General features: G+C 71.5%; 27 protein-coding genes. 8 read left to right on the top strand and 19 right to left on the bottom strand.

Annotation, left to right across the window (positions count from 1 at the left end):
• The first annotated feature begins 45 nt into the window (after positions 1-45).
• Positions 46-2,064 (top strand): prolyl oligopeptidase family serine peptidase, encoded by a 2,019-nt coding sequence (locus BG452_RS42695; protein ID WP_188309772.1) that lies wholly within the window; start codon positions 46-48, stop codon positions 2,062-2,064.
• A gap of 51 nt (positions 2,065-2,115) precedes the next feature.
• Here BG452_RS42695 and BG452_RS42690 read toward each other — a convergent pair whose 3' ends face one another.
• Both BG452_RS42690 and BG452_RS42685 read right to left on the bottom strand, forming a co-directional pair.
• Positions 2,116-3,294, bottom strand: coding sequence for a methyltransferase domain-containing protein (locus tag BG452_RS42690; protein ID WP_188309771.1), 1,179 nt, complete (start codon positions 3,292-3,294; stop codon positions 2,116-2,118).
• Positions 3,291-3,446 carry a hypothetical protein gene (locus tag BG452_RS42685; RefSeq protein ID WP_188309770.1) on the bottom strand — a complete coding sequence of 52 codons (156 nt, stop codon included), beginning with the start codon at positions 3,444-3,446 and terminating at the stop codon, positions 3,291-3,293. The genes BG452_RS42690 and BG452_RS42685 overlap by 4 nt, the downstream gene beginning before the upstream one ends.
• Positions 3,447-3,702: 256 nt before the next feature.
• On the opposite strand from BG452_RS42685, the gene BG452_RS42680 reads away from it, so the two are divergent.
• A complete protein-coding gene (locus tag BG452_RS42680; RefSeq protein ID WP_188309769.1) occupies positions 3,703-4,374 on the top strand; it encodes a pentapeptide repeat-containing protein in 672 nt (223 codons plus the stop codon).
• On the opposite strand, the gene BG452_RS42675 is transcribed toward BG452_RS42680, so the two are convergent.
• From BG452_RS42675 to BG452_RS42645, 8 genes are all read right to left on the bottom strand, one after another.
• On the bottom strand, positions 4,371-5,237 hold the full coding sequence (locus tag BG452_RS42675; RefSeq protein WP_188309768.1) for an aKG-HExxH-type peptide beta-hydroxylase: 867 nt from the start codon (positions 5,235-5,237) through the stop codon (positions 4,371-4,373). The genes BG452_RS42680 and BG452_RS42675 overlap by 4 nt on opposite strands.
• 98 nt (positions 5,238-5,335) lie before the next feature.
• On the bottom strand, positions 5,336-5,482 hold the full coding sequence (locus tag BG452_RS42670; protein WP_188309767.1) for a hypothetical protein: 147 nt from the start codon (positions 5,480-5,482) through the stop codon (positions 5,336-5,338).
• A 307-nt stretch (positions 5,483-5,789) separates the two neighbouring features.
• On the bottom strand, positions 5,790-6,638 hold the full coding sequence (locus tag BG452_RS42665) for a helix-turn-helix domain-containing protein (RefSeq protein WP_188309766.1): 849 nt from the start codon (positions 6,636-6,638) through the stop codon (positions 5,790-5,792).
• Positions 6,639-6,665: 27 nt separating this feature from the next.
• On the bottom strand, positions 6,666-7,199 hold the full coding sequence (locus BG452_RS42660) for a DUF6879 family protein (protein WP_188309765.1): 534 nt from the start codon (positions 7,197-7,199) through the stop codon (positions 6,666-6,668).
• Positions 7,171-7,434 carry a hypothetical protein gene (locus BG452_RS42655; RefSeq protein WP_188309764.1) on the bottom strand — a complete coding sequence of 88 codons (264 nt, stop codon included), beginning with the start codon at positions 7,432-7,434 and terminating at the stop codon, positions 7,171-7,173. The genes BG452_RS42660 and BG452_RS42655 overlap by 29 nt, the downstream gene beginning before the upstream one ends.
• Before the next feature lie 204 nt (positions 7,435-7,638).
• Positions 7,639-7,764, bottom strand: a complete 126-nt coding sequence (locus BG452_RS47495) for a hypothetical protein (protein WP_262986121.1) — start codon at positions 7,762-7,764, stop codon at positions 7,639-7,641.
• Positions 7,761-8,012, bottom strand: a complete 252-nt coding sequence (locus tag BG452_RS42650; protein ID WP_188309763.1) for a hypothetical protein — start codon at positions 8,010-8,012, stop codon at positions 7,761-7,763. The genes BG452_RS47495 and BG452_RS42650 overlap by 4 nt, the downstream gene beginning before the upstream one ends.
• Positions 8,009-8,374, bottom strand: coding sequence for an ATP-binding protein (locus tag BG452_RS42645; protein ID WP_188309762.1), 366 nt, complete (start codon positions 8,372-8,374; stop codon positions 8,009-8,011). Before BG452_RS42645 ends, BG452_RS42650 begins: the two co-directional genes overlap by 4 nt.
• 299 nt (positions 8,375-8,673) lie before the next feature.
• On the opposite strand from BG452_RS42645, the gene BG452_RS42640 reads away from it, so the two are divergent.
• The 3 genes from BG452_RS42640 (at position 8,674) to BG452_RS42630 (ending at position 9,990) form a co-directional block, all read left to right on the top strand.
• A complete protein-coding gene (locus tag BG452_RS42640) occupies positions 8,674-9,534 on the top strand; it encodes a helix-turn-helix domain-containing protein (protein WP_223243570.1) in 861 nt (286 codons plus the stop codon).
• Positions 9,527-9,727 (top strand): DUF397 domain-containing protein, encoded by a 201-nt coding sequence (locus BG452_RS42635; protein WP_188309760.1) that lies wholly within the window; start codon positions 9,527-9,529, stop codon positions 9,725-9,727. Before BG452_RS42640 ends, BG452_RS42635 begins: the two co-directional genes overlap by 8 nt.
• Positions 9,728-9,789: 62 nt before the next feature.
• Positions 9,790-9,990, top strand: a complete 201-nt coding sequence (locus BG452_RS42630; protein ID WP_188309759.1) for a DUF397 domain-containing protein — start codon at positions 9,790-9,792, stop codon at positions 9,988-9,990.
• 59 nt (positions 9,991-10,049) lie between these two features.
• On the opposite strand, the gene hutI is transcribed toward BG452_RS42630, so the two are convergent.
• From hutI to hutU, 4 genes are read right to left on the bottom strand one after another with little or no spacing between them, the layout of a single operon-like run.
• Positions 10,050-11,225, bottom strand: a complete 1,176-nt coding sequence (hutI, locus tag BG452_RS42625) for an imidazolonepropionase (RefSeq protein ID WP_188309758.1) — start codon at positions 11,223-11,225, stop codon at positions 10,050-10,052.
• Positions 11,226-11,261: 36 nt separating this feature from the next.
• Positions 11,262-12,623 carry a formimidoylglutamate deiminase gene (locus BG452_RS42620; protein WP_188309757.1) on the bottom strand — a complete coding sequence of 454 codons (1,362 nt, stop codon included), beginning with the start codon at positions 12,621-12,623 and terminating at the stop codon, positions 11,262-11,264.
• Positions 12,614-13,795, bottom strand: a complete 1,182-nt coding sequence (locus tag BG452_RS42615) for an allantoate amidohydrolase (RefSeq protein ID WP_188309783.1) — start codon at positions 13,793-13,795, stop codon at positions 12,614-12,616. The genes BG452_RS42620 and BG452_RS42615 overlap by 10 nt, the downstream gene beginning before the upstream one ends.
• 20 nt (positions 13,796-13,815) lie before the next feature.
• Positions 13,816-15,486: a urocanate hydratase gene (gene hutU, locus BG452_RS42610; protein ID WP_188309756.1), complete on the bottom strand. Its 1,671-nt coding sequence runs from the start codon at positions 15,484-15,486 to the stop codon at positions 13,816-13,818.
• Between the two features lie 180 nt (positions 15,487-15,666).
• Between hutU and BG452_RS42605 the strand changes: the two genes are divergently transcribed.
• A complete protein-coding gene (locus BG452_RS42605; RefSeq protein WP_188309755.1) occupies positions 15,667-16,239 on the top strand; it encodes a Uma2 family endonuclease in 573 nt (190 codons plus the stop codon).
• Between the two features lies 1 nt (position 16,240).
• Here the strand turns inward: BG452_RS42605 and BG452_RS42600 are convergent, their stop codons facing one another.
• Together BG452_RS42600 and BG452_RS42595 are read right to left on the bottom strand one after the other, a co-directional pair.
• Entirely contained in the window at positions 16,241-16,561 is a 321-nt protein-coding gene (locus tag BG452_RS42600; RefSeq protein ID WP_188309754.1) for a hypothetical protein, read from the bottom strand.
• Between the two features lie 81 nt (positions 16,562-16,642).
• Positions 16,643-17,512, bottom strand: coding sequence for a MurR/RpiR family transcriptional regulator (locus BG452_RS42595; protein ID WP_188309753.1), 870 nt, complete (start codon positions 17,510-17,512; stop codon positions 16,643-16,645).
• 260 nt (positions 17,513-17,772) lie between these two features.
• Between BG452_RS42595 and BG452_RS42590 the strand changes: the two genes are divergently transcribed.
• On the top strand, positions 17,773-18,183 hold the full coding sequence (locus BG452_RS42590; protein ID WP_188309752.1) for a hypothetical protein: 411 nt from the start codon (positions 17,773-17,775) through the stop codon (positions 18,181-18,183).
• Between the two features lie 73 nt (positions 18,184-18,256).
• Here BG452_RS42590 and hutH read toward each other — a convergent pair whose 3' ends face one another.
• On the bottom strand, positions 18,257-19,834 hold the full coding sequence (gene hutH, locus BG452_RS42585) for a histidine ammonia-lyase (protein WP_411293103.1): 1,578 nt from the start codon (positions 19,832-19,834) through the stop codon (positions 18,257-18,259).
• A 119-nt stretch (positions 19,835-19,953) separates the two neighbouring features.
• A complete protein-coding gene (locus BG452_RS42580) occupies positions 19,954-21,120 on the bottom strand; it encodes a macrolide family glycosyltransferase (RefSeq protein WP_188309782.1) in 1,167 nt (388 codons plus the stop codon).
• 122 nt (positions 21,121-21,242) lie between these two features.
• Here BG452_RS42580 and BG452_RS42575 point away from each other — a divergent pair, with 122 nt between their 5' ends.
• Positions 21,243-21,863: a TetR/AcrR family transcriptional regulator gene (locus BG452_RS42575; RefSeq protein ID WP_188309750.1), complete on the top strand. Its 621-nt coding sequence runs from the start codon at positions 21,243-21,245 to the stop codon at positions 21,861-21,863.
• Here BG452_RS42575 and BG452_RS42570 read toward each other — a convergent pair.
• Positions 21,841-22,097, bottom strand: a 257-nt coding sequence (locus tag BG452_RS42570) for a hypothetical protein (protein WP_223243569.1), incomplete at its 5' end; no start/stop codon positions are given. The two genes, BG452_RS42575 and BG452_RS42570, sit on opposite strands and share 23 nt — an antisense overlap.

The following is a 22,097-nucleotide window of genomic DNA, read 5'->3' as shown; positions in this document are numbered from 1 at the left end:
AATTTCCCTCGACGGACCCGGGCCGGGTCTGCCTATGGTCCCGGCATGACGACCGACTCCCTGCCCCGTCAGCTGGCCCGTACCCGACGGTTCACCCTGGGCGCCCCCGCCCAGCCGCAGCCCTCCGCCGACGGCGCCACCGTGCTGTTCCTGCGCGGCCGCACCGGCACCGACCCGGTCACCCGCCTCTGGGCCCTGGACACCGCGACCGGCGCGGAGCGGCTGGTCGCCGACCCGGCCGCGCTGGGCTCCACCACCGGCATCGCCTGCTACGCCACCGACGACACCGGGCGGCTGGCCGCCTTCACCCTGGACGGCACGCTCTGGCTCGCCGACACCGCCGCGGGATCGGTGCGCCCGGTCACCACCACCGGCGCGCCCCAGGAGGCCCGGCCCGACCCGACCGGCCGCCGGATCGCCTACGTCAGCGACGGCGCCCTACGGGTCGTCGACGCCGACGGCGGCAACGACCGCGCCCTCGCCGAACCCGAGTCCTGTGACGTCTCGTACGGCCTCGCCGAGTACGTCGCCGCCGAGGAGATGTACCGCACCCGCGGCCACTGGTGGTCCCCCGACGGCACCGCGCTGCTCGTCGCCCGGGTCGACGACCGCGCGGTCACCCGGCTGTTCCTCGCCGACCCCACCGACCCGCAGCAGCCCCCGCGCACCATCCGCTACCCGCTGGCCGGCACCGCCAACGCCGACGTCTCGCTCCGGCTGCTCGGTCTCGACGGCAGCCGGACCGAGGTCCGCTGGGACGCCGCCGCCTTCGAGTACCTCACCGCCGCCGGCTGGGACGCCCACGGCCCGTACGCCGCCGTGCAGAGCCGCGACCAGCGCACCGTCCGCACCCTGGCGATCGCCCCGGACGGCACCACCCGGGTGCTCGCCGAACGGACGGACCCACACTGGATCGAACTGCTTCCCGGCCTGCCCGCCCGGACGGCGGGCGGCGCCCTGGTCGACACCGCCGACGACGGCGACACCCGGCAGCTGACCATCGACGGCAAGCCCGTCACCCCGGACGGGCTTCAGCTGCGGGCCGTCCTCGGGACAGACGGCGAACAGGTGCTGTTCACCGCCTCCGACGAGCCCACCGAGACCCACCTGTGGACCTACGAACCGGGTCGCGGCATCCAGCAGTTGAGCAGCGGCCCCGGCCTTCACGACGGGGTCGCGCGGGGCGGAACGCTGGTGCTCACCACCCGCTCCCCCGACGGGCGGACCACGGTGCTGCGCGAGGGCGCGCCGTCATGGCCGCTCACCTCCTACGCCGAACCACCCGTCGTCACCGCCCGCCCCGAGCTGCTCCGCCTCGGCCCCCGTGAACTGCGCGCCAACCTGTTCCTGCCCACCGGCCACCGCCCCGCCGACGGCCCGCTGCCCGTGCTGCTCGACCCGTACGCCGGGCCGGCCATGCAGAAGGCCACCACCGGCGGCGCCTGGCACGAGCAGGTCTCCCAGTGGTTCGCCGACCAGGGCTTCGCGGTGCTGGTGGTGGACGGGCGGGGCACCCCCGGGCGCGGCCCGCGCTGGGAGAAGTCCGTCTGGGGCGACAAGGCCGGGCCCGCGCTGGAGGACCAGATCGAGGGCTTGCACGAGGTGGCCCGACTGCGGCCCGGACTGCTCGACCTCGACCGGGTCGCCATCCGCGGCTGGTCCTACGGCGGCTTCCTCGCCGCCCTCGCTGTGCTGCGCCGCCCGGACGTCTTCCACGCCGCCTCGGCCGGTGCTGCCCCCACCGACTGGCGGCTCTACGACACCCACTGGCAGGAACGCTTCCTCGGCCACCCCGACGAGCACCCCGAGCACTACGACTCCTGCGACCTGATCACGGAGGCTCCGAAGCTGCGCCGCCCGCTCCTGCTGATCCAGGGCCTGGCGGACGACAACGTCTACCCCGCCCACGCCCTGCGGCTCTCCCACGCCCTCCTCTCCGCCGGCCGCCCCCACGAGGTCCTCCCGCTGCGCGGTGCGGGCCACCGGCCGACCGGCGAGGCCGTGGTGCAGAACCTGCTGCACCACGAACTCGACTTCCTGCGGCGCTCCTTGGGCATGGGTTAGGCACGCCTTCGCCCCGTCTGGCCGCTGGGCCCGACGGGGCGAAACGAGAGTTCAACCCCGGAACGGCACTGGGTTCTCCGAGGAATCGAGCCACACCGTGTGGGTGTCCGGGGTGACCGTGAGGCCGAAGCGGTCGAAGCCGGGGTGGCCCTGGTCGTCCCACCAGCGCCAGGCGGCTTCCACCTCGTCCCAGAGGTTCCGGGGGCCGGACTGGTACACCTCGTACTCGGTGCGGCCCCGCTCGTAGTCGGCCGAGGCCCAGGAGAAGGTGTCCCGGCTGTGGAGCCACAGCGTGTACGCGCCGTCGTCGTAGCGCTCCGCCCGCCAGAACGCCCCGGGGACGGCCACCCCGATGACGAACTGCTCGAACCAGCCGCCCGTGTCCGGCGGGGCGAGGGTGGTGGTGGTCCGCACGCCGTCGGCGGGCCACTCCTGACCGCGCAGGTAGTCCGCGAACGGCGGCCGGTCCGTGCGCTGTTGGCGCAGCCGCATGAACGCCGAGCCGCGGGTGAACCGGCCGCTCGCGCTGGTGCCGTCGGCGTCCACGGTCAGCCGGACGATCTGCTCGCCGCCGTACTCGGTGCCGAACGGCGCCACGATGACCCCGCCGGGGGCCGTCTGGGCCAGCCATGTGGGAGGGATCTCCACGACGGAGCAGGTGGCTATTACCCGGTTATAGGGAGCGCCCTCCGGCCAGCCATGCCGCCCGTCGCCTTCGACCACGGTCGGTGCGAGCCCGGCCCCCTCCAGGTTCGCGCGGGCGCCCCGGGCGACCTCCGGATCGAACTCCACGGTCACCACGTTCGCGTCGCCCAGCCGGTGGGCGAGCAGGCCCGCGTTCCACCCCGTACCGGTGCCGATCTCCAACACCCGGTTCCCCGGGCGGACGTCAAGGTCCTGCAGCATGGAGAACACCATCGAGGGCATGGAGCTGGACGAGGTCGGTGTCGTACCGAGCCCGTCGCCCTGGTGGTCGCCGTCGTCCCACTGCGTGGTCAACGGAATGTCCGAGTAGACCGCCCGCCGCCACGCCTCGGGATTCCGAGAGCGGTCCACCACGGGCTTCTGGGAGGTGCCGTCCGCAACGCCCGGCCAGATGCGGTCCGGTACGAACAGCTCGCGCGGTACGGCCTCGAAGGCCGGGAGCCAATCCGCAGTGAGCGCGCCCCCGGCCACCAGCGCGGCGGCCAGCCCCGGAGGCCCCGCCTTCACATGTGTCTCGCCGATCACTTGCCGGCCCACTGGCAGACCTCGGGCTTGCGACGCACGAGCTGGACCCGCCCGTCGTGGTCGATCACTGCGGCGGCGCCTAAGTCGGCGACACCGGCTGCTGCGGCATCGGCCGCCCGGCCGACCACGAACGCGGGGGAAGTGACAGTCACAGCAGCTCCTTGCGATGGTCGCTGATCTTCATGGCCGTGCGGATGTGCTGCTCGGCCGGTTCCAGATCCCGCTCACGATGCCAGATCCGCGAGCTTGATCGCTGGGCTGAGGGCACGCTCGACCGCAAGGGGATTTCGGCAGCACGAATAGCCACAGGACTTCAGTGGTCCTGCAGCTTTACTTCCTTTGTTGCCATGCCAGTTGAGTGCTAGCGTTCTTTTCCTCCACCCCATCGACTTCCGTGAGGTGCCTTCCATGACTCAGGCCATGCCTCGCCCGAAGAATCCCTTGGCGCCTCGTTTCCAGATGGCTTTGCGGCCTGCGGAGTTGCCCGACGATGACTTCGAGGACGACGCCACGATCAAAGGCAGGAAGTACAGCGGCCTGAGCCTTGTCGGCCGCGTGGGCGAAGCGGTCGAAGTCGAGCAATGCGCCTTCGAGAACGTGCGGTTCACCGGGATGCACCTGGTCCGCTCGGTGCTCGCCCATGTCACCTTCGACACCTGTGACTTCGCCACGGTCCGGACGCAGGACGTGTCCGTCCTCCGGGGCACGGTGACCGGTTGCCGACTCACCGGGTCGTCCTGGAGCAACGGCAGCTTCCGCGATGTCCTCTTCGAGGGAACGCGGACGGACAGCGCGCTGTTCCGCTATGCGAAGTTCAAGACGGTGGTTTTCAGGGAGTGCAATCTCTCTCAGGCTGATTTTCAATTCGCCGAACTCCGCGATGTCCGGTTCGAGAAGTGCAATCTCACCGGTGCGCAGTTCGCCAACATCACCGTTCAGTCCGGTGTCAGTTTCGACAACTGCACACTGATCGATGTCGGCGGCACCTCGCATCTCAGGGGCGCCACCGTGCGAGGCCCAGGCGCCATGGAATTGGCACTGAGCCTCGCCAGGGAAGCCGGCATCCTGTTCGAACCCTAGGCGGCAGCAGGCAGCTCGTAGTGCGCGAACTCCCGGCCCGAGATCGACCGGGCGACGAGGTCGAAGTCGATCGTCTCGGCGAAGGCCGCGAGTTCGCGCACCATCCCCTGCCCGTACGGTGTGAACAGGTCCAACTTGTCGAGCAGGCCCTCCGCGCACTCGCGGATCGAGTGGCGGAACTTGTCCACCAACTCGGTCTCGCCCCTCAGGTGCTGCATGAGCATGAGGGGCGGAGCCACCACGGCAGAGTGAAAGGCCTTGTCGAGCGGCCGCAACTGCCCGAACTTCACCGCGGAGACGACCCGGTGCTCATCGGCCTCCAGTTCCTTGGCCGGTCGCGTGTAGAGGCGGTACACCATGTCCGCCAGGAAGACGTTCAGGTGCACGGTCTCGTGGACCAGGGACTCGGCGTAGTCATGGGGCCGCCACTCGTCGCCGGGACTCATGCTGACCAGGCCCGGGAGCGTCGAACCGGTGCCGCCGCCCTTGTTGGCCGAGCTGAACATCACGACGTCGGTGACCACCAGGTCCACGAGCGCGCCCAGGTCGGGGGCGAGGTCCCTGATGTGCAGGAGCGCGACGGAGAAGTCACGTTCCCACCGCGCACACAGGGCGGCCGGGGTGTCCTCCAGGCCCTCGAAGATGTTCTCGAAGGTGCTGTTCTCGATCAGGTAGTTGCCCCACGCGCTGTCCTTGAAGGACAGCGCAATGCCCTCACCCGCTACCGGCAGGGGACGCAGGGCGGACACAACGCTCCGGTACGCGGCGCGGAGGTCTGCGGGGGTAGACGGGGACTGCTCGTTGACCGCGCTCACGAGTCGGCCGATCGTCTCGCGGGCATGGTGGATGTTGAGGAATCGCACGGACACTCGCTCCTTGGCTGGGATGCTTGGAACCGCGTGCCCGGCCCCAATTGAGGTGGGGCCGGGCACGCGACTGATTCAGGCGCTCAGGCCGACCGTCAGTTGGTCCAGCCGCCCATCATCGAGGTGTTGTCCTCGCCCAGGAACGCCCGGACGTTGCCCCGGATGGTGTCCGCGGCGCCCTCGTCGAGCACCGCGGCCTCGGTCACCTCGGTGTTCTCGGCGTCGCTGGTAATCACGGACATTGCGATCTCCCTTCACTGGATGAACTGGATGAGTGGAGCAACCTCCCCGGACGGGGAGGAACTTGTGGGAGCCAGTGACTCGCATCGGCGAGGTGAACCAGGTGCCTCTCCCTGGCAACGGGGCATCAGTGGGGGCCGACTGGACCGTCGGTGGTTGCCGGGCCCGCAGTACCAGCGCTACTTGAGGGCATCCGCCCCAGCACATGGAACTTGCCTGATCGCCAATCAGTCGGCTGCTCTGACAGCACTTCAACGGTAGGGATCCGACCGGGACCGGTGCCATCAACTTCTATGGGATTGCACGCATTCACCCGAAGGTGGCCAGCGCCTCATTGATTAGAGTGCGCGCCGCGTCGCCGTACACGGCCGCCTTAGACAGCTCGCCGAACGCCCGCGCGTAGTCACTGATCTCTCTGGGCTGGGTGACCTGAATTTCGGCAGTGAGCGTCTCCACGACGGCGCGCCGGTCGTCGTACAGGTAGAAGGCTTCGAGCGGCCACATGGTCCGCTCCGCGCCGAAGGGGACGACGCCGAAAGACAGCGAGGCAAGTGGCAATGCGGTGAGCAGATGACGAAGCTGGCCGGCCATGACCTCGGCATCCCCGATCCGGTTCCGCAGGACCGTCTCCTCCATGACGACTGCGAAGCGGTGATTGCCCTCGTACAGGAAACGGGAACGCGCGACTCTGGCGACAACGGCCTCGGGGACGTCGTTCGGGGTGCCCTGGAAGCGGGTGATCGAAGCCAGCAGGCCGGTGGCGTAGGCCGGGGTCTGAAGGAAGCCGGGCACCACGTTGGAGACGTACACGCGGCAGGCCTGAGCCTCCTGGTGGAGCGTGTAGAAGTCCTCCTGGACCCTGCGCAGGCCTGTTCGGTGGAGCCTGCGCCACTCCATGTACATCGACTCGACGGCACGGGATGCCGCAATCAGGTCAGGCGCCTGGTCCTCGGCGCCGCAGGCCGTGCACCATGCCCGGATGTCGTCGCCAGACGGTGGCGTGGTCCCGTTGAGAATCCGCGAGGTTTTGGAGGCGTGCCAGCCGCACCGGGCAGCTACCTCCTGCCCTTTCAGGCCCGCGTCCAACATCAGCTCCCGAAGGCGGGCAGCCACCGCTTTGCGTGCAGCTTGTGCCTTGGATGACGGGATGGCGGGCATGTTTCGGCTATCCGGTGCGGCTGGCGGTCAGACGGAGTACTGGTCGTGCGGGGTAGCCCGGTCCCAGACGGCTTCGAACGCCGTTGAGACCATCTTCACCGTGGCCGGGTCGTCATCGAACGCGTGCCCGGCCCAGTCCCCGTCTCCGGTGAACCAGTGGAACATGACCAACCGGTCGTCGATCAGCCACAGGTCGTTGCCCGGCAGGGCGATATCTGAGGCCAACCACCGCGGAAGCCAGCGAACCTGCTCGCCGGCCCCCAGGTTGAGCGGCGTGACCGCGTGCTCCCACCGGATGTAGTCGGTGACCGGCTCAGAGACGATCCGAGCCCGGCGAATCAACACGCCCCGGGCCACGGTGTCCCGCACGATCCCCAACCAGTCAGCCCAGTAGGGGTCGTTCGGATTCAGATCCGCCTGCCCAGTGCGCTTGAAGTCGGCGATGATGCCGGACTCGTCGCCGACGGCGTACAGGTCGCGCATCTCCAGATGGACGGCGCTCCGCTTCGCCTGCCCAAGCAGGGCCGCGAAGTCAGGAACCGGCTGGTCGTTCTGCGTCATCACATGCCTTCCTCAGGATCGGCACCATGCGAAACGGAAGACGGACCGGAGACTCCCCCGCCGGCACGCCGGTCGCATGCTCCGGCACCCATTCCGTCTCGCGGATCTCGGCGAGCCTAGCCGCCTCGACGTCCCATCCCTGAATGACGATCTCCTGCTTCTCGTCATCGACCCACACGGTAGGCGAGCCTCCGCCGCCCGTGTCGGGGTCAATGCCTACGAACCGTAGTGCCATGACATCCTCCCGTGGCAAGCCGCTTCTTCTACGTGCTTGCACAACCGTCTCGCCGCTTTGATGGATCGTCAAGACGGCCTGCGTTCAAGTGATGTGAGTATTCCGAGAGGCCGAGGACGTCGGCCCTCCGCCCAGCTCGCACGGCACATGCCGGCGCCCGCGAAGGCCCTCGCCCGGGATGGGCGGGGACCTTCGTGGGGTGGGTCAGGGGTGGTGGTCGTCGGGGTCGTCGGGGCGGGGCATCCTGAGGGTCGTGAGGACGCCGAGGGCCACGGTGGCGATCGCGAGGGCGAGGAGGGCGAGGAGGACCGCGCCGACGAAGAACCTCACCGGTGCCACGCCTCGTCCCGCTCCAGGTCGCGGAGCAGGTGGAGGAGGTTGAGCAGGGTGCTGACCGGCGCGTTGCCGAAGTCGACCAGGATGCGGCCGTCGAGGGTCGTTTCCGGGGTGCCGGCCGAGCCCCAGAGGAGCCCGTACGGGAGGCCGCGGCGGTGCAACTCGCCGAGGAGGGCGGCGATCTGGGGCTTGGTGTAGTCGCGCATCCGGGGGTCGTCCGGCGCGACCGGGTCGCGGGTCACGCGTCGGAGTCCAGCTCGTACCAGGTGCTCTTGCCGCGCTTCTGCGGGTCGACGCCCCAGCGGTCGGTGAGGCCCTCGACCAGCTGGAGGCCCCGGCCGGTCTCGGCGAGGCCGGAGGTCGTCCGCAGCTGCGGGAGGGCGTCGCTCTCGTCGGAGACGGTGACCCGGAGGGTGCGATCGAGGATGGAGAACCAGACGACGGGCGCGGGGGTTTCGCCGTGCCGCCAGGCGTTGGAGATGAGCTCGCAGAGGGCGAGTTCGGCGTTGAAGACGGCGTCGGCGTCCCACCGGCCGCTGCGGGTCATGGCGTCCCGCAGAGCCTGGCGGGAGAGGGTGAGCGAGGGGGTGTTACGGGTGCACACGGGAACCTCCGTGAGGCTGTGGCGTGGGGAGAGGTGATGACGGTCGTCGCCGTGAGCCAGACCGGGGCGGCGGTTGCTCTTCGGCGCGCAGACAGGGCAGCAGGCGCCTACTGCCGTGAATGCGGGCATTACTGACGATCCGTCGGATCGAGCTGAGAACGACGATAGCGCATCAGCTCTTTAATTAAAGCGAAGTGGGAGAAGGTTCCTCCTCACGGGGGATACTCGCCACCGAGCCCGGATGGATCCGCCGGCTACTGGCGCGGCACACTGGGCTCTGCATCGGTAGAGAGGACGCCATGGCCCTTCGGATCCCCACCCTTCGTCAGCGACGCCTCGGCGCCGAACTGCGAAGGATGAGAGAGCAGGCCGGCTTCGGCGGCAGCCACCTTGCCAGGCTGCTCGGAGTGACTCCCGCCCTGGTGAGTCAGATGGAGATCGGCAAGTCGGCCGTCAGCGTGGCGCGCCTGCACGAGATCGCGGAAGCCTGCATGTGCGCCAATGCGCCCCTGGTCGAAGCGCTCGCCGAGATGGCCAGAGAGCGCGACTCGGGTTGGTGGGATGAGTACCGCACGGCGCTGGCGGCCGCTCCGATCGATGTGGCAGAGATCGAAGGTCGCGCGAAGAGACTCAAGAGCTTCACCATCGGCATCATCCCAGGGCTGCTACAGACGAGCTCCTATGCGACTGCGGTGTTCGCAAGGGGGTTCACCGCTCTCCCCGATCGCGAGGTCGATCGCAGAGTGAAGTTCCGCCTGCGGAGACAAGGGATCATCCGGTCAAGCGAAACGCCCTACACGGCACTCATCCACGAAGCGGCGTTGCGCATCCAGTACGGCGGCCCTGCAGTGCTCAGGGAGCAACTCGATTCCCTCATCAGGGCCTCCGAGCTTCCGGGCGTCTCACTGCGGGTCGTACCCTTCGCGACAGCCGACTTCCCCGGCCCCAGCGAGAACCTGCTCTACGCAGAGGGGCCGGTGCCAGAGCTGGACACGGTTCAGGCCGACTCGTCTCACGGCTCCCACATCTTCGACTCACCCGCCCAGCTGGCGGGCTATCGCGCAATCTTGGAGCGCATCGAAGCCGTCGCACTCCCGGAGAACGAGTCGCGGGATCACATTCGCTCGATCATGAAGGAAATGAACGACAGGCATGAATAGCACCGAGTGGCAGAAGTCCAGCTTCAGTGAGGCGAACAACAACTGCGTTGAGGTGCGCGCACTTGAAGGGGCCGTCGAACTCCGCGAGTCCGACGAGGGCGAGGTCATAGTCCGCACCACCCGCCTCAAGTTCTCCGCGTTCCTCGAAGCCGCCAAGGCAGGCGAGTTCGACCACCTCATCACCGACGCCTGAGCGAATCGTTCCGGCGGCCTCTTGCTCCCCGCAAGAGGCCGCCGGTGGCTAGCCTGATTCTCATGACCAGCACCGAGTGGCAGAAGTCCAGCTTCAGCGAAGCGGCCAGCAACTGCGTTGAGGTGCGCGCACGTAAAGGGGCCGTCGAACTCCGGGAGTCCGACGAGGGCGAGGTCATAGTCCGCACCACCCGCCTCAAGTTCTCCGCGTTCCTCGAAGCTGCCAAGGCAGGCGAGTTCGACCACCTGACCACCGCCCCCTGAATGCGAAGCCCCCGCGCCCGCCACCCCGGGGGCGCGGGGGCCGTCTACGGTCCCGGGGCTCAGACCTCCCGGACGCCCGCCCGCCAGACCGCCGCCGTCAGCGGCACGCCCGGGCGGTAGGCCAGGTGCACGTGCGAGGGCGCGTCCAGCAGCAGCAGGTCCGCCCGCGAGCCGACCGCGACCGTCCCCACGTCCGTGCGCCGCAGCGCGTGGGCGCCACCGGCCGTCGCGGCCCAGACCGCCTCGTCCGGCGTCATCCCCATCTCCCGCACCGCCACCGCGATGCAGAACGCCATCGAGCTCGTGAAGCTGGAGCCCGGGTTGCAGTCCGTGGACAGCGCCACCGTCGCCCCCGCGTCCAGCAGCCGCCGCCCGCTCGGGTACTCGGCCCGGGTGGAGAACTCCGCCCCGGGCAGCAGGGTGGCGACCGTCGCCGACCCCGCCAGCGCCGCCACGTCCTCGTCCGTCAGGTGGGTGCAGTGGTCCGCCGAGGCGGCCCCCAGCTCCACCGCCAGCTGCACGCCGGGCCCGTACGTCAGCTGGTTGGCGTGCACCCTCGGCGTGAGGCCGCGCTCGATGCCCGCCGTCAGGATCGCCCGCGCCTGGTCGCCGTCGAAGGCGCCCTTCTCGCAGAACACGTCCACCCAACGGGCGTGCGGCGCACAGGCGTCCAGCATCTCGCCGGTGACCAGGTCGACGTAGCCGGCCGGGTCCTCCGCGTACTCGGGGGCCACGATGTGGGCGCCCAGGTACGTGGTCTCCGGGGTGTGCCGGGCCGCGATCCGCAGCGCCCGGGCCTCGTCCTCCACCGTCAGCCCGTAGCCGGACTTGCACTCGATGGTGGTGGTGCCCTGCCGCAGTGCCTCCCGGACGAAGCCGGCCAGGTTGGCGTCCAGTTCGGCGTCACTCGCCGCCCTGGTGGCCGCCACCGTCGTACGGATGCCGCCCGCCGTGTACGCCTGCCCGGACATCCGGGCGTTGAACTCGGCGGTGCGGTCGCCCGCGAACACCAGGTGGGCGTGCGAGTCGACGAAGCCGGGCAGCAGCGCCCGGCCCTCGGCGTCGAAGCGCTCGTCCGCCGCCGGGGCCTGGGCCGCCGGGCCGACCCAGGCGACGGTGTCGCCCTCGACCACCACGGCCGCGTCGGTCAGCAGGCCGAGCGGCCCGGTGCCCTGCCCGGGGTCGTTGGTGACCAGGCTGCCGATGCCCGTGATCACAGTGGTCCTGGTGCTCAAGTCAACGCCTTCCGAAGGGAGTCGGACAAGGAAAATTCAGCAGTCCAGCGCGCCGATCGCGGAGCGCAGCGCTCCCGGCACATCGGTCACCAGCTGGTGCACGCCGTCCCGGACGACGTGCCGCCCGCCGACGACCAGGTGCCGCACGTCCGCCGCCGAGGCCGCGAAGACGGCGATCTCGGCACCGAGCCGGGCCGGCGGCCCGGCGGTGCGCACCGAGTCCAGCGTGATCGCCGTGAAGTCGGCGAGCGCCCCGGCCTCGATCCGCCCGGCCTCCGGCCAGCCGAGCGAGGCGTGGCCGTCCTCGCCGCCGGCCCGCAGCAGCGCGTCGGCCGTCCAGTGGCCGCGGGTCCGGCTGCGCAGCCGCTCGTCCAGCTCCAGCGCCCGGGCCTCCTCGAACGGGTCGATCACCGCGTGGCTGTCGCTGCCCAGGGAGATCGGGCTGCCCGCCGAGGCGAGCCGGCGGGCCGGGCCGATGCCGTCGGCGAGGTCCCGCTCGGTGGTGGGGCACATGCAGACGGTGGTGGCGGAGTCCGCGAGGAGCCGGACGTCCTCGTCGGTGAGGTGGGTGGCGTGCACGGCCGAGGTGCGCGGGCCGAGCGCGCCGTGGTCGGCGAGCAGCCTGGTCGGGGTGACGCCGTGCGCGGCGAGGCAGGCGTCGTTCTCGGCGGTCTGCTCGGACAGGTGGACGTGCAGCGGCGCGCCGCGCGTCGCCGACCAGTGCGCGACGGTGTCCAGCTGCTCGGCCGGGACGGCCCGGACGGAGTGGATGGCGGCGCCGATCCGGGCGTGCTCGCGCGGCTTGAGCGCGTCCGCTCGGACGGCCCAGGCCTCGGCGTCGCCGTCGCTGAACCGCAGTTGCGGGCGGGTCGGCTCGGCGCCGAAGCCCGAGGACAGGTAGCAGGTGTCCAGCAGGGTGATCCGGATGCCGGCCCGGGCGGCGGCCTCGATCAGCGCCTCGCCCATCGCGTTCGGGTCGGTGTAGCGGGCGCCGCCGGGCGCGTGGTGCAGGTAGTGGAACTCGCCGACGGCGCTGATCCCGGCGAGCGCCATCTCGGCGTAGACGGCGGTGGCGAGCTCCAGGTAGCTGTCCGGGTCGAGCGCCCCGGCGAACCGGTACATGGTGTCGCGCCAGGTCCAGAAGGTCCCGGAGCCGACCTGGACGTGCCCGCGCAGCGCCCGGTGGAAGGCGTGCGAGTGGGCGTTCGCCTGGCCGGGCAGCAGCAGCCCGTCGAGGCGGACGGCCCCGGGCGGGCAGGGCCCGCTGTCCGGCTGGACCCGGGCGATCCGGCCGTCGGCGCCGACGGTGATCAGCACGTCCGGCTCGACCACCGGCCCGTTGTGGTGCGGCAGCCAGGCGTGCTCCGCCCAGTACGTCACCGGAGTGGTCACTGACACGCCAGGTCCTCCAGTACGTCGGCGAGGGCGGTGACCCCGGCCAGGCAGTCGGCCTCCTCGGCGTGCTCGGCCGGGGAGTGCGAGACGCCGGTGGGGTTGCGCACGAACAGCATGGCGGTGGGGATCGCGGACGCCAGGATCCCGGCGTCGTGTCCCGCGCCGGTGGGCAGCACCGGGGCGTCGAGCAGCTTGGCGAGCCGGTCGCGCAGCGGGCCGTCGAAGTCCACCACCGGGGTGTAGGACTCGCGGGTCAGCTCGACCCGGACGCCGTCGCGCTCGCCGCGCTCGGCGGCGGCCCGCTCGATCTCGGCGACGAGTTCGGTCAGGGTGCGCTCGTCGGCGGCCCGGGAGTCCAGCCAGCCGCGCACCAGCGAGGCGATCGCGTTGGTGCCGTTGGGCTCGACGGCGACCTTGCCGAACGTGGCCAGCGCGCCCGCCAGCTTCGCCTTCTTGCGCGCGGAGAGCACGGTGTTGGCGTAGGTCAGCATCGGGTCGCGGCGGTCCTCGATCCGGGTGGTGCCCGCGTGGTTGGCCTCGCCGTGGAAGTCGAACCGCCAGCGGCCGTGCGGCCAGATCGCGCCCGCCACGCCGACCGGCTGCCCCTCGGCGAGACAGCGGCCCTGCTCGACGTGGAGTTCGACGAAGGCGCCGATCCGGGCCAGCCGGTCGTCGTCCGCGCCGATCGCGGTCGGGTCGTAGCCGGCCCGCTCCATCGCGTCGGGCAGCCGCAGGCCGTCGGCGTCGCGCAGCTCGTACGCGGCCTCGCGGGAGAGCACCCCGGCGCTCAGCCGGGAGCCGATGCAGGCCACGCCGAACCGGGCGCCCTCCTCGTCGCCGAAGTTGACGATCGCCAGCGGCCGGGTGAACTGCGCGCCCCGGGCGCGCAGTTCGTCCAGTGCGGCGAAGGAGGAGACCACCCCGAGCGGGCCGTCGTAGGCGCCACCGTCCGGCACCGAGTCCAGGTGCGAGCCGGTGACGACCGCGCCCGGGGCGGCCGGATCGCCCAGCCAGGCCCACTGGTTGCCGTTGCGGTCCAGCTCGTACGTCAGGCCGCGGTCGCGGGCCTGCTGCTCGAACCAGGCGCGGCACTCGGCGTCGGCGGAGTTCCAGGCGAAGCGGCGGTAGCCGCCGGAGGCGGCGGAGCGGCCCACGGGGAGCAGCTCCGCCCACATCTCTTCGAACGAAGAAATCGTCACAGCTCACCCATGGGAACGCGCACGCCCCGCTCGGCGGCGACCTCGGTGGCCCGGTCGTAGCCGGCGTCCACGTGCCGGATGACGCCCATGCCCGGGTCGTTGGTGAGCACCCGGCGGATCTTCTCGCCCGCCAGCGCCGTACCGTCGGCCACGGTGACCTGGCCGGCGTGGATCGAGCGGCCGATGCCGACGCCGCCGCCGTGGTGGATGGACACCCAGGAGGCGCCGGAGGCGACGTTGACCATGGCGTTGAGCAGCGGCCAGTCGGCGATCGCGTCCGAGCCGTCCAGCATCGCCTCGGTCTCGCGGTACGGGGAGGCCACCGAGCCGCAGTCCAGGTGGTCGCGGCCGATCACGATCGGCGCGGACAGCTCGCCGGAGGCGACCATGTCGTTGAAGCGCTCGCCGGCCTTGTCGCGCTCGCCGTAGCCGAGCCAGCAGATCCGCGCGGGCAGGCCCTGGAAGTGCACCTTCTCCTGGGCCAGCCGGATCCAGCGGGCCAGCGACTCGTTCTCCGGGAAGAGGTCGAGGACGGCCTTGTCGGTCTTGTGGATGTCCTGCGGGTCGCCGGACAGCGCGGCCCAGCGGAACGGGCCCTTGCCCTCGCAGAACAGCGGCCGGATGTACGCCGGGACGAAGCCGGGGAAGGCGAAGGCGCGGTCGTAGCCGGCCAGCTGGGCCTCGCCGCGGATCGAGTTGCCGTAGTCGAAGACCTCGGCGCCGCGGTCCAGGAAGCCGACCATCGCCTCGACATGGGCGGCCATCGACTCGCGGGCGCGCTGGGTGAACTCGGCGGGCTTGGCGGCCGCGTAGTCGGCCATGTCGTCGAAGGCGACGCCGACCGGGAGGTAGGCCAGCGGGTCGTGGGCGCTGGTCTGGTCGGTGACGATGTCGATCGGCGCGTCCATCGCGAGCAGCTGCGGGACCAGCTCGGCGGCGTTGCCCAGCAGGCCGATGGAGAGCGGCTGCCGCTTGTCGCGGGCGGCGGTGGCCAGCTCCAGCGCGTGGCCGAGGTCCTTGGCCTCGACGTCCAGGTAGCGGTGCTCGATCCGGCGGGCGATCCGGGACGGGTCGCAGTCGATGCAGATCGCCACGCCGCCGTTCATGGTGACGGCGAGCGGCTGGGCGCCGCCCATCCCGCCCAGGCCGGCGGTGAGGGTGATGGTGCCTTCCAGGCTGCCGTTGAAGCGCTTGTTGGCGACGGCGGCGAAGGTCTCGTAGGTGCCCTGGAGGATGCCCTGGGTGCCGATGTAGATCCAGGAGCCGGCGGTCATCTGGCCGTACATGGTGAGCCCGAGGCTCTCCAGCCGGCGGAACTCCTCCCAGTTGGCCCAGTCGCCGACCAGGTTGGAGTTGGCGATCAGCACGCGCGGCGCCCACTCGTGGGTCTGCATCACGCCGACCGGCCGCCCGGACTGGACCAGCATGGTCTCGTCCTGCTTGAGCCCCTGCAGCGTCTTCACCATGGCGTCGAAGGAGCGCCAGTCCCGCGCGGCCTTGCCGGTGCCGCCGTACACCACCAGCTTCGACGGGTGCTCGGCCACCTCGGGGTCGAGGTTGTTCATCAGCATCCGCAGGGCGGCCTCCTGCTGCCACCCCTGCGTCGTGAGCCCCGTCCCGCGCGCCGCACGCACCTCGCGCGGCCCGCTCGCCTGCTGCTGCACCATGTCCCGGCCTCCCTGCGGATGGATTCATTCAAGCTTTGTTCGGTTGAATATAACTAAACAACCGGCTTTCGACCAGACCTGAACCAATCCGATCAGCCACGCCATTCGCCGACTTGGCGCGCTAGCCTGAATCCGGCGAACACCAGCCACTCGGCCCAGCGCCAGGGAGCGGAGTACACGATGACGGCCATCGGCGTACGGCCCGGCAGACTCCGGGATGCGGCGGAGGAGATCGAGCGGAGCACCGGACTTCGCGTCCAGATCATCGGGGGAACCCTGGTGGTGTCCCCGACACCCCGCGGCAAGCATGCGGGGACCGTGCGACGAGTGCGCATGCAGCTGGACCCGGAGCTGCCGACCGAGCTCGGCGCGTACGAGGTGTCGTCCATCTACATGCCGGGCAACGACGAGGACTACGTGACCCCCGACCTGGTCGTCCTCCCGACGGAGTGGGAGGAGGACGACGAATGGCTGACCGACCCGCGCGAGGTGGCTCTGGCGGTGGAAGTCATCTCCACCTCCGAGCGCGTCAGCCTCATCACGGCCAAAACCAGCTGGTACGCCGCCGCGGGCGTACCCATCCTCCTCGCTGTCGACCCGCGCGAGGGTGAATGGACGCTCCACACCCACCCCCGCGACGGCGGGTACCGAGGCGTCCTGCACGGCAAGTACGGCGAGCCCGTTCCGCTGCCCGCGCCGCTGCCCGCCGAGCTGGACACCTCAAATCTCCCCCTGTACGCCCCCCGCGCCTGAATCAGGCGGCGGCGCCGCCGTCCCAGTCGATGCCGATCTCGGCCAGCCAGCGGCGGTCGGCGGCGTCGGGGGCGGGCGGGGCGGGCGGGCGGGGGATGTTCTGGACCGGGCCGAGACCGTACTTCTCGGCGGTCGCGGTGGCGTGGGCGTCGGGTTCGATGACGCCGACGTGGACGGCGGACTCGTCGCCCGGGTCGAGGACGGTCAGTTCGGGTTCGGGCAGGCGCCGCAGGGTGACGCGGCGTCCGCAGGCGGGGCAGGACCATTCGTCGGCACCCGAGGACAGGCGGGCGACGAACTTCATCTCGTGGATCACGCGCATGGGCGGCACCCCCTGCTGTAGGGGATGCCCGGGTTCCTGACGACTATTCCCGGCCACCCCCACTCCGGCCCGCCGTCCACGCTATTCCAGGAACAGCCCCCGGGCCGCCGTCGACTGCTCGATCGCCTCCAACCTGGCCTCCGCGCCGGGGAGTTCGTCGCACATGCGCTGCAGCAGCACCCGGCCGAGCATCATCGGCGCGCAGGCGGTGTCGAAGACCAGTCCGGTGCCCACGGCGGCCGGCAGCATCAGGTCGGAGAGCTTGGCGACCGGCGAGAAGGCGCTGTCGGCCACGGTGAGCACGGCCAGCCCGCACTCCCGGGCGACGACCAGGGCGTCCATCAACTCCCGCGGGTAGCGCGGCAGCGCGAAGCACAGCAGGGCGGTCGCGCCCGCCGCGGTGGCCTGTTCCAGCCGGTCGGCGAGCATGCTGCCGCCCTCGTCGAGCAGCCGGATGTCCGGGTGCACCTTGGCCGCGAAGTAGGCGAAGCCGCGGGCCTGCGCCGAGGCGGCCCGCAGCCCGAGCACCGGTAGCGGGCGGGATGCGGCGAGCAGCCGGGCGGCCCGGGTGATCGGTTCGGGGTCGGCGAGGAGTTCGGCGAGGTGGCGCAGGTGCTCGATCTCGGCGAGGACGGCCTGCTGGTGCTCGTTGCGCACCGCCTCGTCCGGGGTCTCGGGTGCGGCCGGTTCGCCCGCGCCGAGTTCGCGCAGCTGCCGGCGCAGCGCCGGGTAGCCGTCGTAGCCGAGTGCGACGGCGAAGCGGGTGACGGAGGGCTGGCTGACGCCGGCGAGTTCGGCGACCTCCACGCTGGACAGGAACGGCGCCTCGGTGGCGTGCCGGACGAGGGAGTGCGCGATCCGCCGCTGGGTGGGCGTCAGCCGGTGTCCTTCGAACAGCTGGAGCAGCCGGGCGGAGGGGCCGACGGTGCCGGCCTCGTCGGTGGCGGTCATCAGCGGTACCTCCGGATGCGTGCGGTTCGGACGACGACTGTGCAGCAGCGCGCCGCCGCTGGCAAAGACGTCTCGTACGGCGGGACGCCTCATGAGACGTCCCACTGTCCGGACACCGCCTCGGACGGGGCGGGCCGGGGAGCGGGCGGTGCCGGGCGCCGCGCACGGGCCTCGGGGTAACCCTGATTTCTCCCTGAGCCCGCCCGGATTCCCCCCGCGAACGGATGGACCGGGCGGCGCGGCGGCCCCACGCTACTGGCATGGACACTCGCCAGGACGACCTGCGGCGCGACCTCGACGCCACCCTGCAGGCCCGCAAGGAACTCGGCAAGGAGTACGAGGACGAGCTCGTCGACTCCTTCATGAAGCGGCTGGACGCCCGGGTGGAGCGTTCGGTGGCCGCGCGGCTGGACGACGACGGGCCGTCCTACCACGAGCGGGACCGCGACCGCCGCCACCGCGGCTGGACGTCCGGCCGGTCCGGCAACCGGCTGGCGGTGATCTCGCTGGCCCTGGGCATCCCGCTGACCGCGATCGCGAGCAGCCCCGGCAGCGGCGGCTTCGCCGGTCTGCTGGCCTGCTGGGCGGGCATCGTCGGGGTCAACTTCGCTGCGGCGCTGGGCAACCGCCGCGACCGGGAGGAGCGCCGGCCGCGGGGCGACTGGGACTGAGGCGCGCCGTACGGATCCCGGTCGGATCCGCACGCCGCACCCCGGCCGACGGTCGCCCCGCAGCGGAGGCACGTCAGGCCAGCGGCCCGGTGACCCGCTCCACCGCCCGCACCAGGTCACCGGTGGCGACCAGCGCGGCGGCGGCTTCCAGGTCCGGTGAGAGGAAGCGGTCCCGGCCCGCGCCGCCGACCCCCGCCTCGCGGGCGGCGGCCATCGCGGCCTCGGTGGCCGGAGCCACCCGGACGGCCGAGTCGGCCTGCTGACGGATCTCCAGCGCGCGGGCCGCGGCGGTGAGTTCGACGGCCAGGATGCGGCCGAGGTTGTCGACGGCCTGGCGCAGCTTGCGGGCGGCCGACCAGCCCATCGACACGTGGTCCTCCTGCATCGCGGAGGACGGGATCGAGTCGACCGAGGCCGGGACGGCGAGCCGCTTGTTCTCGCTGACCAGCGCCGCCTGGGTGTACTGGGCGATCATCAGACCGGAGTCCACGCCCGGGTCGTCGGCCAGGAAGGCGGGCAGGCCGTGCGAGCGGGCCTGGTCGAGCAGCCGGTCGGTGCGGCGCTCGGAGATCGAGCCGAGGTCGGCGGCGGCGATGGCGAGGAAGTCCAGCACGTACGCGACCGGCGCACCGTGGAAGTTGCCGTTGGACTCCACCCGTCCATCCGGCAGCACGACCGGGTTGTCCACCGAGGCGGCGAGCTCGCGCGAGGCGACCAGCTGGGCGTGCGCCAGGGTGTCCCGGCCGGCGCCGGCGACCTGCGGGGCGCAGCGGATCGAGTAGGCGTCCTGGACCCGCGGCGCGTCGTCGTGGTGGTGGCCGGTCAGGCCGGAGTCCTTGAGCACGGCGAGCATGTTGGCGGCGCTGAGCGCCTGGCCCGGGTGCGGGCGGATCGGGGCGTGCAGCTCGGGGGCGAGCACCTTGTCGGCGCCGAGCAGCGCCTCCAGGGTCATCGCGGCGGTGATGTCGGCGGTGGTGAACAGCCGCTGCAGGTCGGCGATGGCCATCACCAGCATGCCGAGCATGCCGTCGGTGCCGTTGATGAGGGCCAGGCCCTCCTTCTCCAGCAGTTCGACGGGCTCGATGCCGGCGGCGGCGAGCAGTTCGGCGACCGGCCGCTCCACGCCGTCGGGGCCGGTGGCGGTGCCCTCGCCCATCAGCACCAGCGCGCAGTGCGACAGCGGCGCGAGGTCGCCGGAGCAGCCGAGCGAGCCGAACTCGCGGACGACCGGGGTGATGCCGGCGTTGAGCAGGGCGGCCATGGTCTGCGCGACCAGCGGGCGGACGCCGGTGCGGCCGGAGGCCAGCGTCTTCATCCGCAGGAATATCAGCGCGCGGACCACCTCGCGCTCGACGGCCGGGCCCATGCCGGCCGCGTGCGAGCGCACCAGCGAGCGCTGCAGCTGGGCGCGCAGCTCGGGGCTGATGTGCCGGACGGCGAGGGCGCCGAAGCCGGTCGACACGCCGTAGACGGGGCGCGGCTCGGCCGCGAGGGCGTCGATCCGCGCGCGGGCGGCCGCCATCTCGGCGAGCGCGTCGGGGCCGATCTCGACCCGGGCGTTGCCCCGGGCGACGGCCAGGACGTCCTCCGCGCTGACGTCGGCCTTGCCGACCTGGACCAGCGGAGCGTCGGGGACCACAGCACTGTGCATATCCATATACACAATCACACCAGGTGAATGAAGATATGACAACAGCTGCTCGCCATCCGGATTCTCCGTCGCCCCGATCGCGGCCGCACCCCCCGGGGGGTGTGGCCGCGATCCGAGCCCTACCTCGCCAGCTCGGCCTCGATCAGCTCCACCGCCCGCGCGGTGCCGCCCTCGGCCCGGCCGGCCGCGGACAGCACCGCCAGCCGTTCGGCCACCGTCGGGTCCCCGACCAGCTCCAGCAGCGCGGCGCGCAGCGCCTCCGCAGTGGCTGCCTCGGTGTCCACCCGGCGGGCGACGCCCAGGCCCACCAGCGCGTCCGCGTTGGCGAACTGGTCGACGGCCTGCGGCACAGCGATCATCGGCACGGCGTGGAACAGCCCCTCACTGGAGCCGCCCATGCCCGCATGGGTGACGAAGGCGTCCGCCTGCGCCAGCACCGACAGCTGCGGCACCCAGCGGTGCACCTCGACGGTGTCCGGCAGTTCGCCCAGCTCGGCCGGATCGGTGTGCCTGCCGATCTGGAGCACGACGTGCCAGCCGGGCAGTTCGCCGAAGGCCTCGACGCAGGCCCGGTAGAAGGCGGGCCGGTCGGTGAAGGCCGAGCCCAGCGAGACCAGCAGTACCTTCTCGGCGCCCGCCGGGCGCTCCCACCGCCCCTGGTGGGCGCGGTCGCCGAAGCAGGGCCCGACGAAGCTGAACCGCCGCTCGTCGACCCGCTCCGCCTGCGGCTGCAGCGCGCGCGGCACCAGAGCGATACACCGCTCCGGACGGTTCTTGAACGCCTCGACGTCACGCTCCACCGCACCCGCCTCCGCCAGCCAGCCGGCGAACCGCCGGTAGTGCTCCGGGCCGCCCGGACCGTTGCGGATCGCCTCGAAGACCTCGGCCAGGTCCTCGTCGACGCCGTCCCAGCCCACGAAGCTGGAGGACAGCTGCACCACCGGCACGCCCAACCGCTCGCCGAGCGCCCGTCCGGCGAAGCCCGCGATGTCGTAGAGCACCAGGTCGGGGCGGTCGTCCTCGAAGGCCTCCAGCATGACGGACCACATCGACAGGGTGTCGTCCAGGAACACGTCCTGGACCGCCACCGGGTCGTCCGGCCAGCCGGCCGGGTCGTCGACGAGCGGCAGCGCGGTCGGATACGGAACGAGGGTCGCACCGGTGGACTCGACGACCTCCCGGAAGGACGGGTCGTTGACGTAGCTGACCCGGTGGCCCCGGGCGACCAGCTCGGCGATCACGGCCAGGCTGGGGTTGACGTGCCCGTGTGCCGGAACGGAGACCATCAGGATGTGTGCGGGGCGGATCACGGGCACCTCCGGGGAGAGCGACTGAGACGAGACGTGCCGTCTCGCAATCTTGAGAAGACAATACGTCTCGTCTCGCTGTTTGGCATAGACTTTTTCCCATGGCCCCCAGAACCGCCCCCGACCCCGCCCGGCGCAGCGAGCGCTCACGCTCCGCCGTCCTCGCAGCCACCACCGAGCTCGTCGCCGAGGTCGGCTACGGCAAGCTGACCATCGAGGCGATCGCCGCCCGGGCCGGCGTCGGCAAGCAGACCATCTACCGCTGGTGGCCCTCGAAGGGCGCCGTCGTCTTCGACGCCTTCCTCGCCGTCAACCAGCGCGAGGGCGGCCTCGCGCTCCCCGACACCGGCGACCTCGCCGCCGACCTGCGGGCCGTCCTGCGCCCCACCAGCGACGAGCTCACCGACCCGGGCGCCGACCGCACCTACCGCGCCATCATCGCCGAGATCCTCAACGACCCGGCCCTGCACGCCGAGTACCGCACCCGCCTGCTGGACCCCCTGCTGGAGATCACCCGCGACCGCCTGCGCGCCGCCCGCGAGACCGGTCAGCTCGCCCCCGACGCCGACCTCGACCTGGCCGTCGAACTGGTCTACGGCCCGCTCTACTACCGCTGGCAGTACCGACTCGGCCCGCTCACCCACGAACACGCCGACCAGCTGGTCGACGCCGTCCTGCGGGCCCTCGCCCCGACCCCGGCTAGCGGCCGTTCCGACGCCTGACCACGTACACCAGCAGCACCACGACCAGCAGCACCGCCAGCACGCCGAACGCGAGCCAGCCGAACACCGCGTCCAGCGCCCGGCCGGCCACGCTGCGCCGGGCCTTACGGGTGCGGTGCGAGGCCGTGTGGTCGGTGATCTGGTGTGCCCGCAGCCCGGCCCGCGGCTGCTTCACCCGCGCCGGCGCCGTCCGCACGGCCGCCGGACCGCCCGCCGGACCGGTCGCCCCCGAGG

Origin of the sequence: Streptomyces sp. CBMA123 (assembly GCF_014596465.1) — a bacterium.
Classification (GTDB): domain Bacteria; phylum Actinomycetota; class Actinomycetes; order Streptomycetales; family Streptomycetaceae; genus Kitasatospora.
Note: the sequence above shows the minus strand (reverse complement) of the source record. Positions and strands in the feature narration are given on the sequence as shown.

Coding starts and splice junctions, on each gene's coding strand:
- BG452_RS42695 (WP_188309772.1), top strand. CDS start 46: ATGACGACCGACTCCCTGCCCCGTCAGCTGGCCCGTACCCGACGGTTC.
- BG452_RS42680 (WP_188309769.1), top strand. CDS start 3,703: ATGACTCAGGCCATGCCTCGCCCGAAGAATCCCTTGGCGCCTCGTTTC.
- BG452_RS42670 (WP_188309767.1), bottom strand. CDS start 5,482: ATGTCCGTGATTACCAGCGACGCCGAGAACACCGAGGTGACCGAGGCC.
- BG452_RS42665 (WP_188309766.1), bottom strand. CDS start 6,638: ATGCCCGCCATCCCGTCATCCAAGGCACAAGCTGCACGCAAAGCGGTG.
- BG452_RS42660 (WP_188309765.1), bottom strand. CDS start 7,199: ATGACGCAGAACGACCAGCCGGTTCCTGACTTCGCGGCCCTGCTTGGG.
- BG452_RS42655 (WP_188309764.1), bottom strand. CDS start 7,434: ATGGCACTACGGTTCGTAGGCATTGACCCCGACACGGGCGGCGGAGGC.
- BG452_RS42640 (WP_223243570.1), top strand. CDS start 8,674: ATGGCCCTTCGGATCCCCACCCTTCGTCAGCGACGCCTCGGCGCCGAA.
- BG452_RS42635 (WP_188309760.1), top strand. CDS start 9,527: ATGAATAGCACCGAGTGGCAGAAGTCCAGCTTCAGTGAGGCGAACAAC.
- BG452_RS42630 (WP_188309759.1), top strand. CDS start 9,790: ATGACCAGCACCGAGTGGCAGAAGTCCAGCTTCAGCGAAGCGGCCAGC.
- BG452_RS42615 (WP_188309783.1), bottom strand. CDS start 13,795: ATGTGGGCGGAGCTGCTCCCCGTGGGCCGCTCCGCCGCCTCCGGCGGC.
- hutU (WP_188309756.1), bottom strand. CDS start 15,486: ATGGTGCAGCAGCAGGCGAGCGGGCCGCGCGAGGTGCGTGCGGCGCGC.
- BG452_RS42605 (WP_188309755.1), top strand. CDS start 15,667: ATGACGGCCATCGGCGTACGGCCCGGCAGACTCCGGGATGCGGCGGAG.
- BG452_RS42600 (WP_188309754.1), bottom strand. CDS start 16,561: ATGCGCGTGATCCACGAGATGAAGTTCGTCGCCCGCCTGTCCTCGGGT.
- BG452_RS42595 (WP_188309753.1), bottom strand. CDS start 17,512: ATGACCGCCACCGACGAGGCCGGCACCGTCGGCCCCTCCGCCCGGCTG.
- BG452_RS42590 (WP_188309752.1), top strand. CDS start 17,773: ATGGACACTCGCCAGGACGACCTGCGGCGCGACCTCGACGCCACCCTG.
- hutH (WP_411293103.1), bottom strand. CDS start 19,834: ATGCACAGTGCTGTGGTCCCCGACGCTCCGCTGGTCCAGGTCGGCAAG.
- BG452_RS42580 (WP_188309782.1), bottom strand. CDS start 21,120: ATGGTCTCCGTTCCGGCACACGGGCACGTCAACCCCAGCCTGGCCGTG.
- BG452_RS42575 (WP_188309750.1), top strand. CDS start 21,243: ATGGCCCCCAGAACCGCCCCCGACCCCGCCCGGCGCAGCGAGCGCTCA.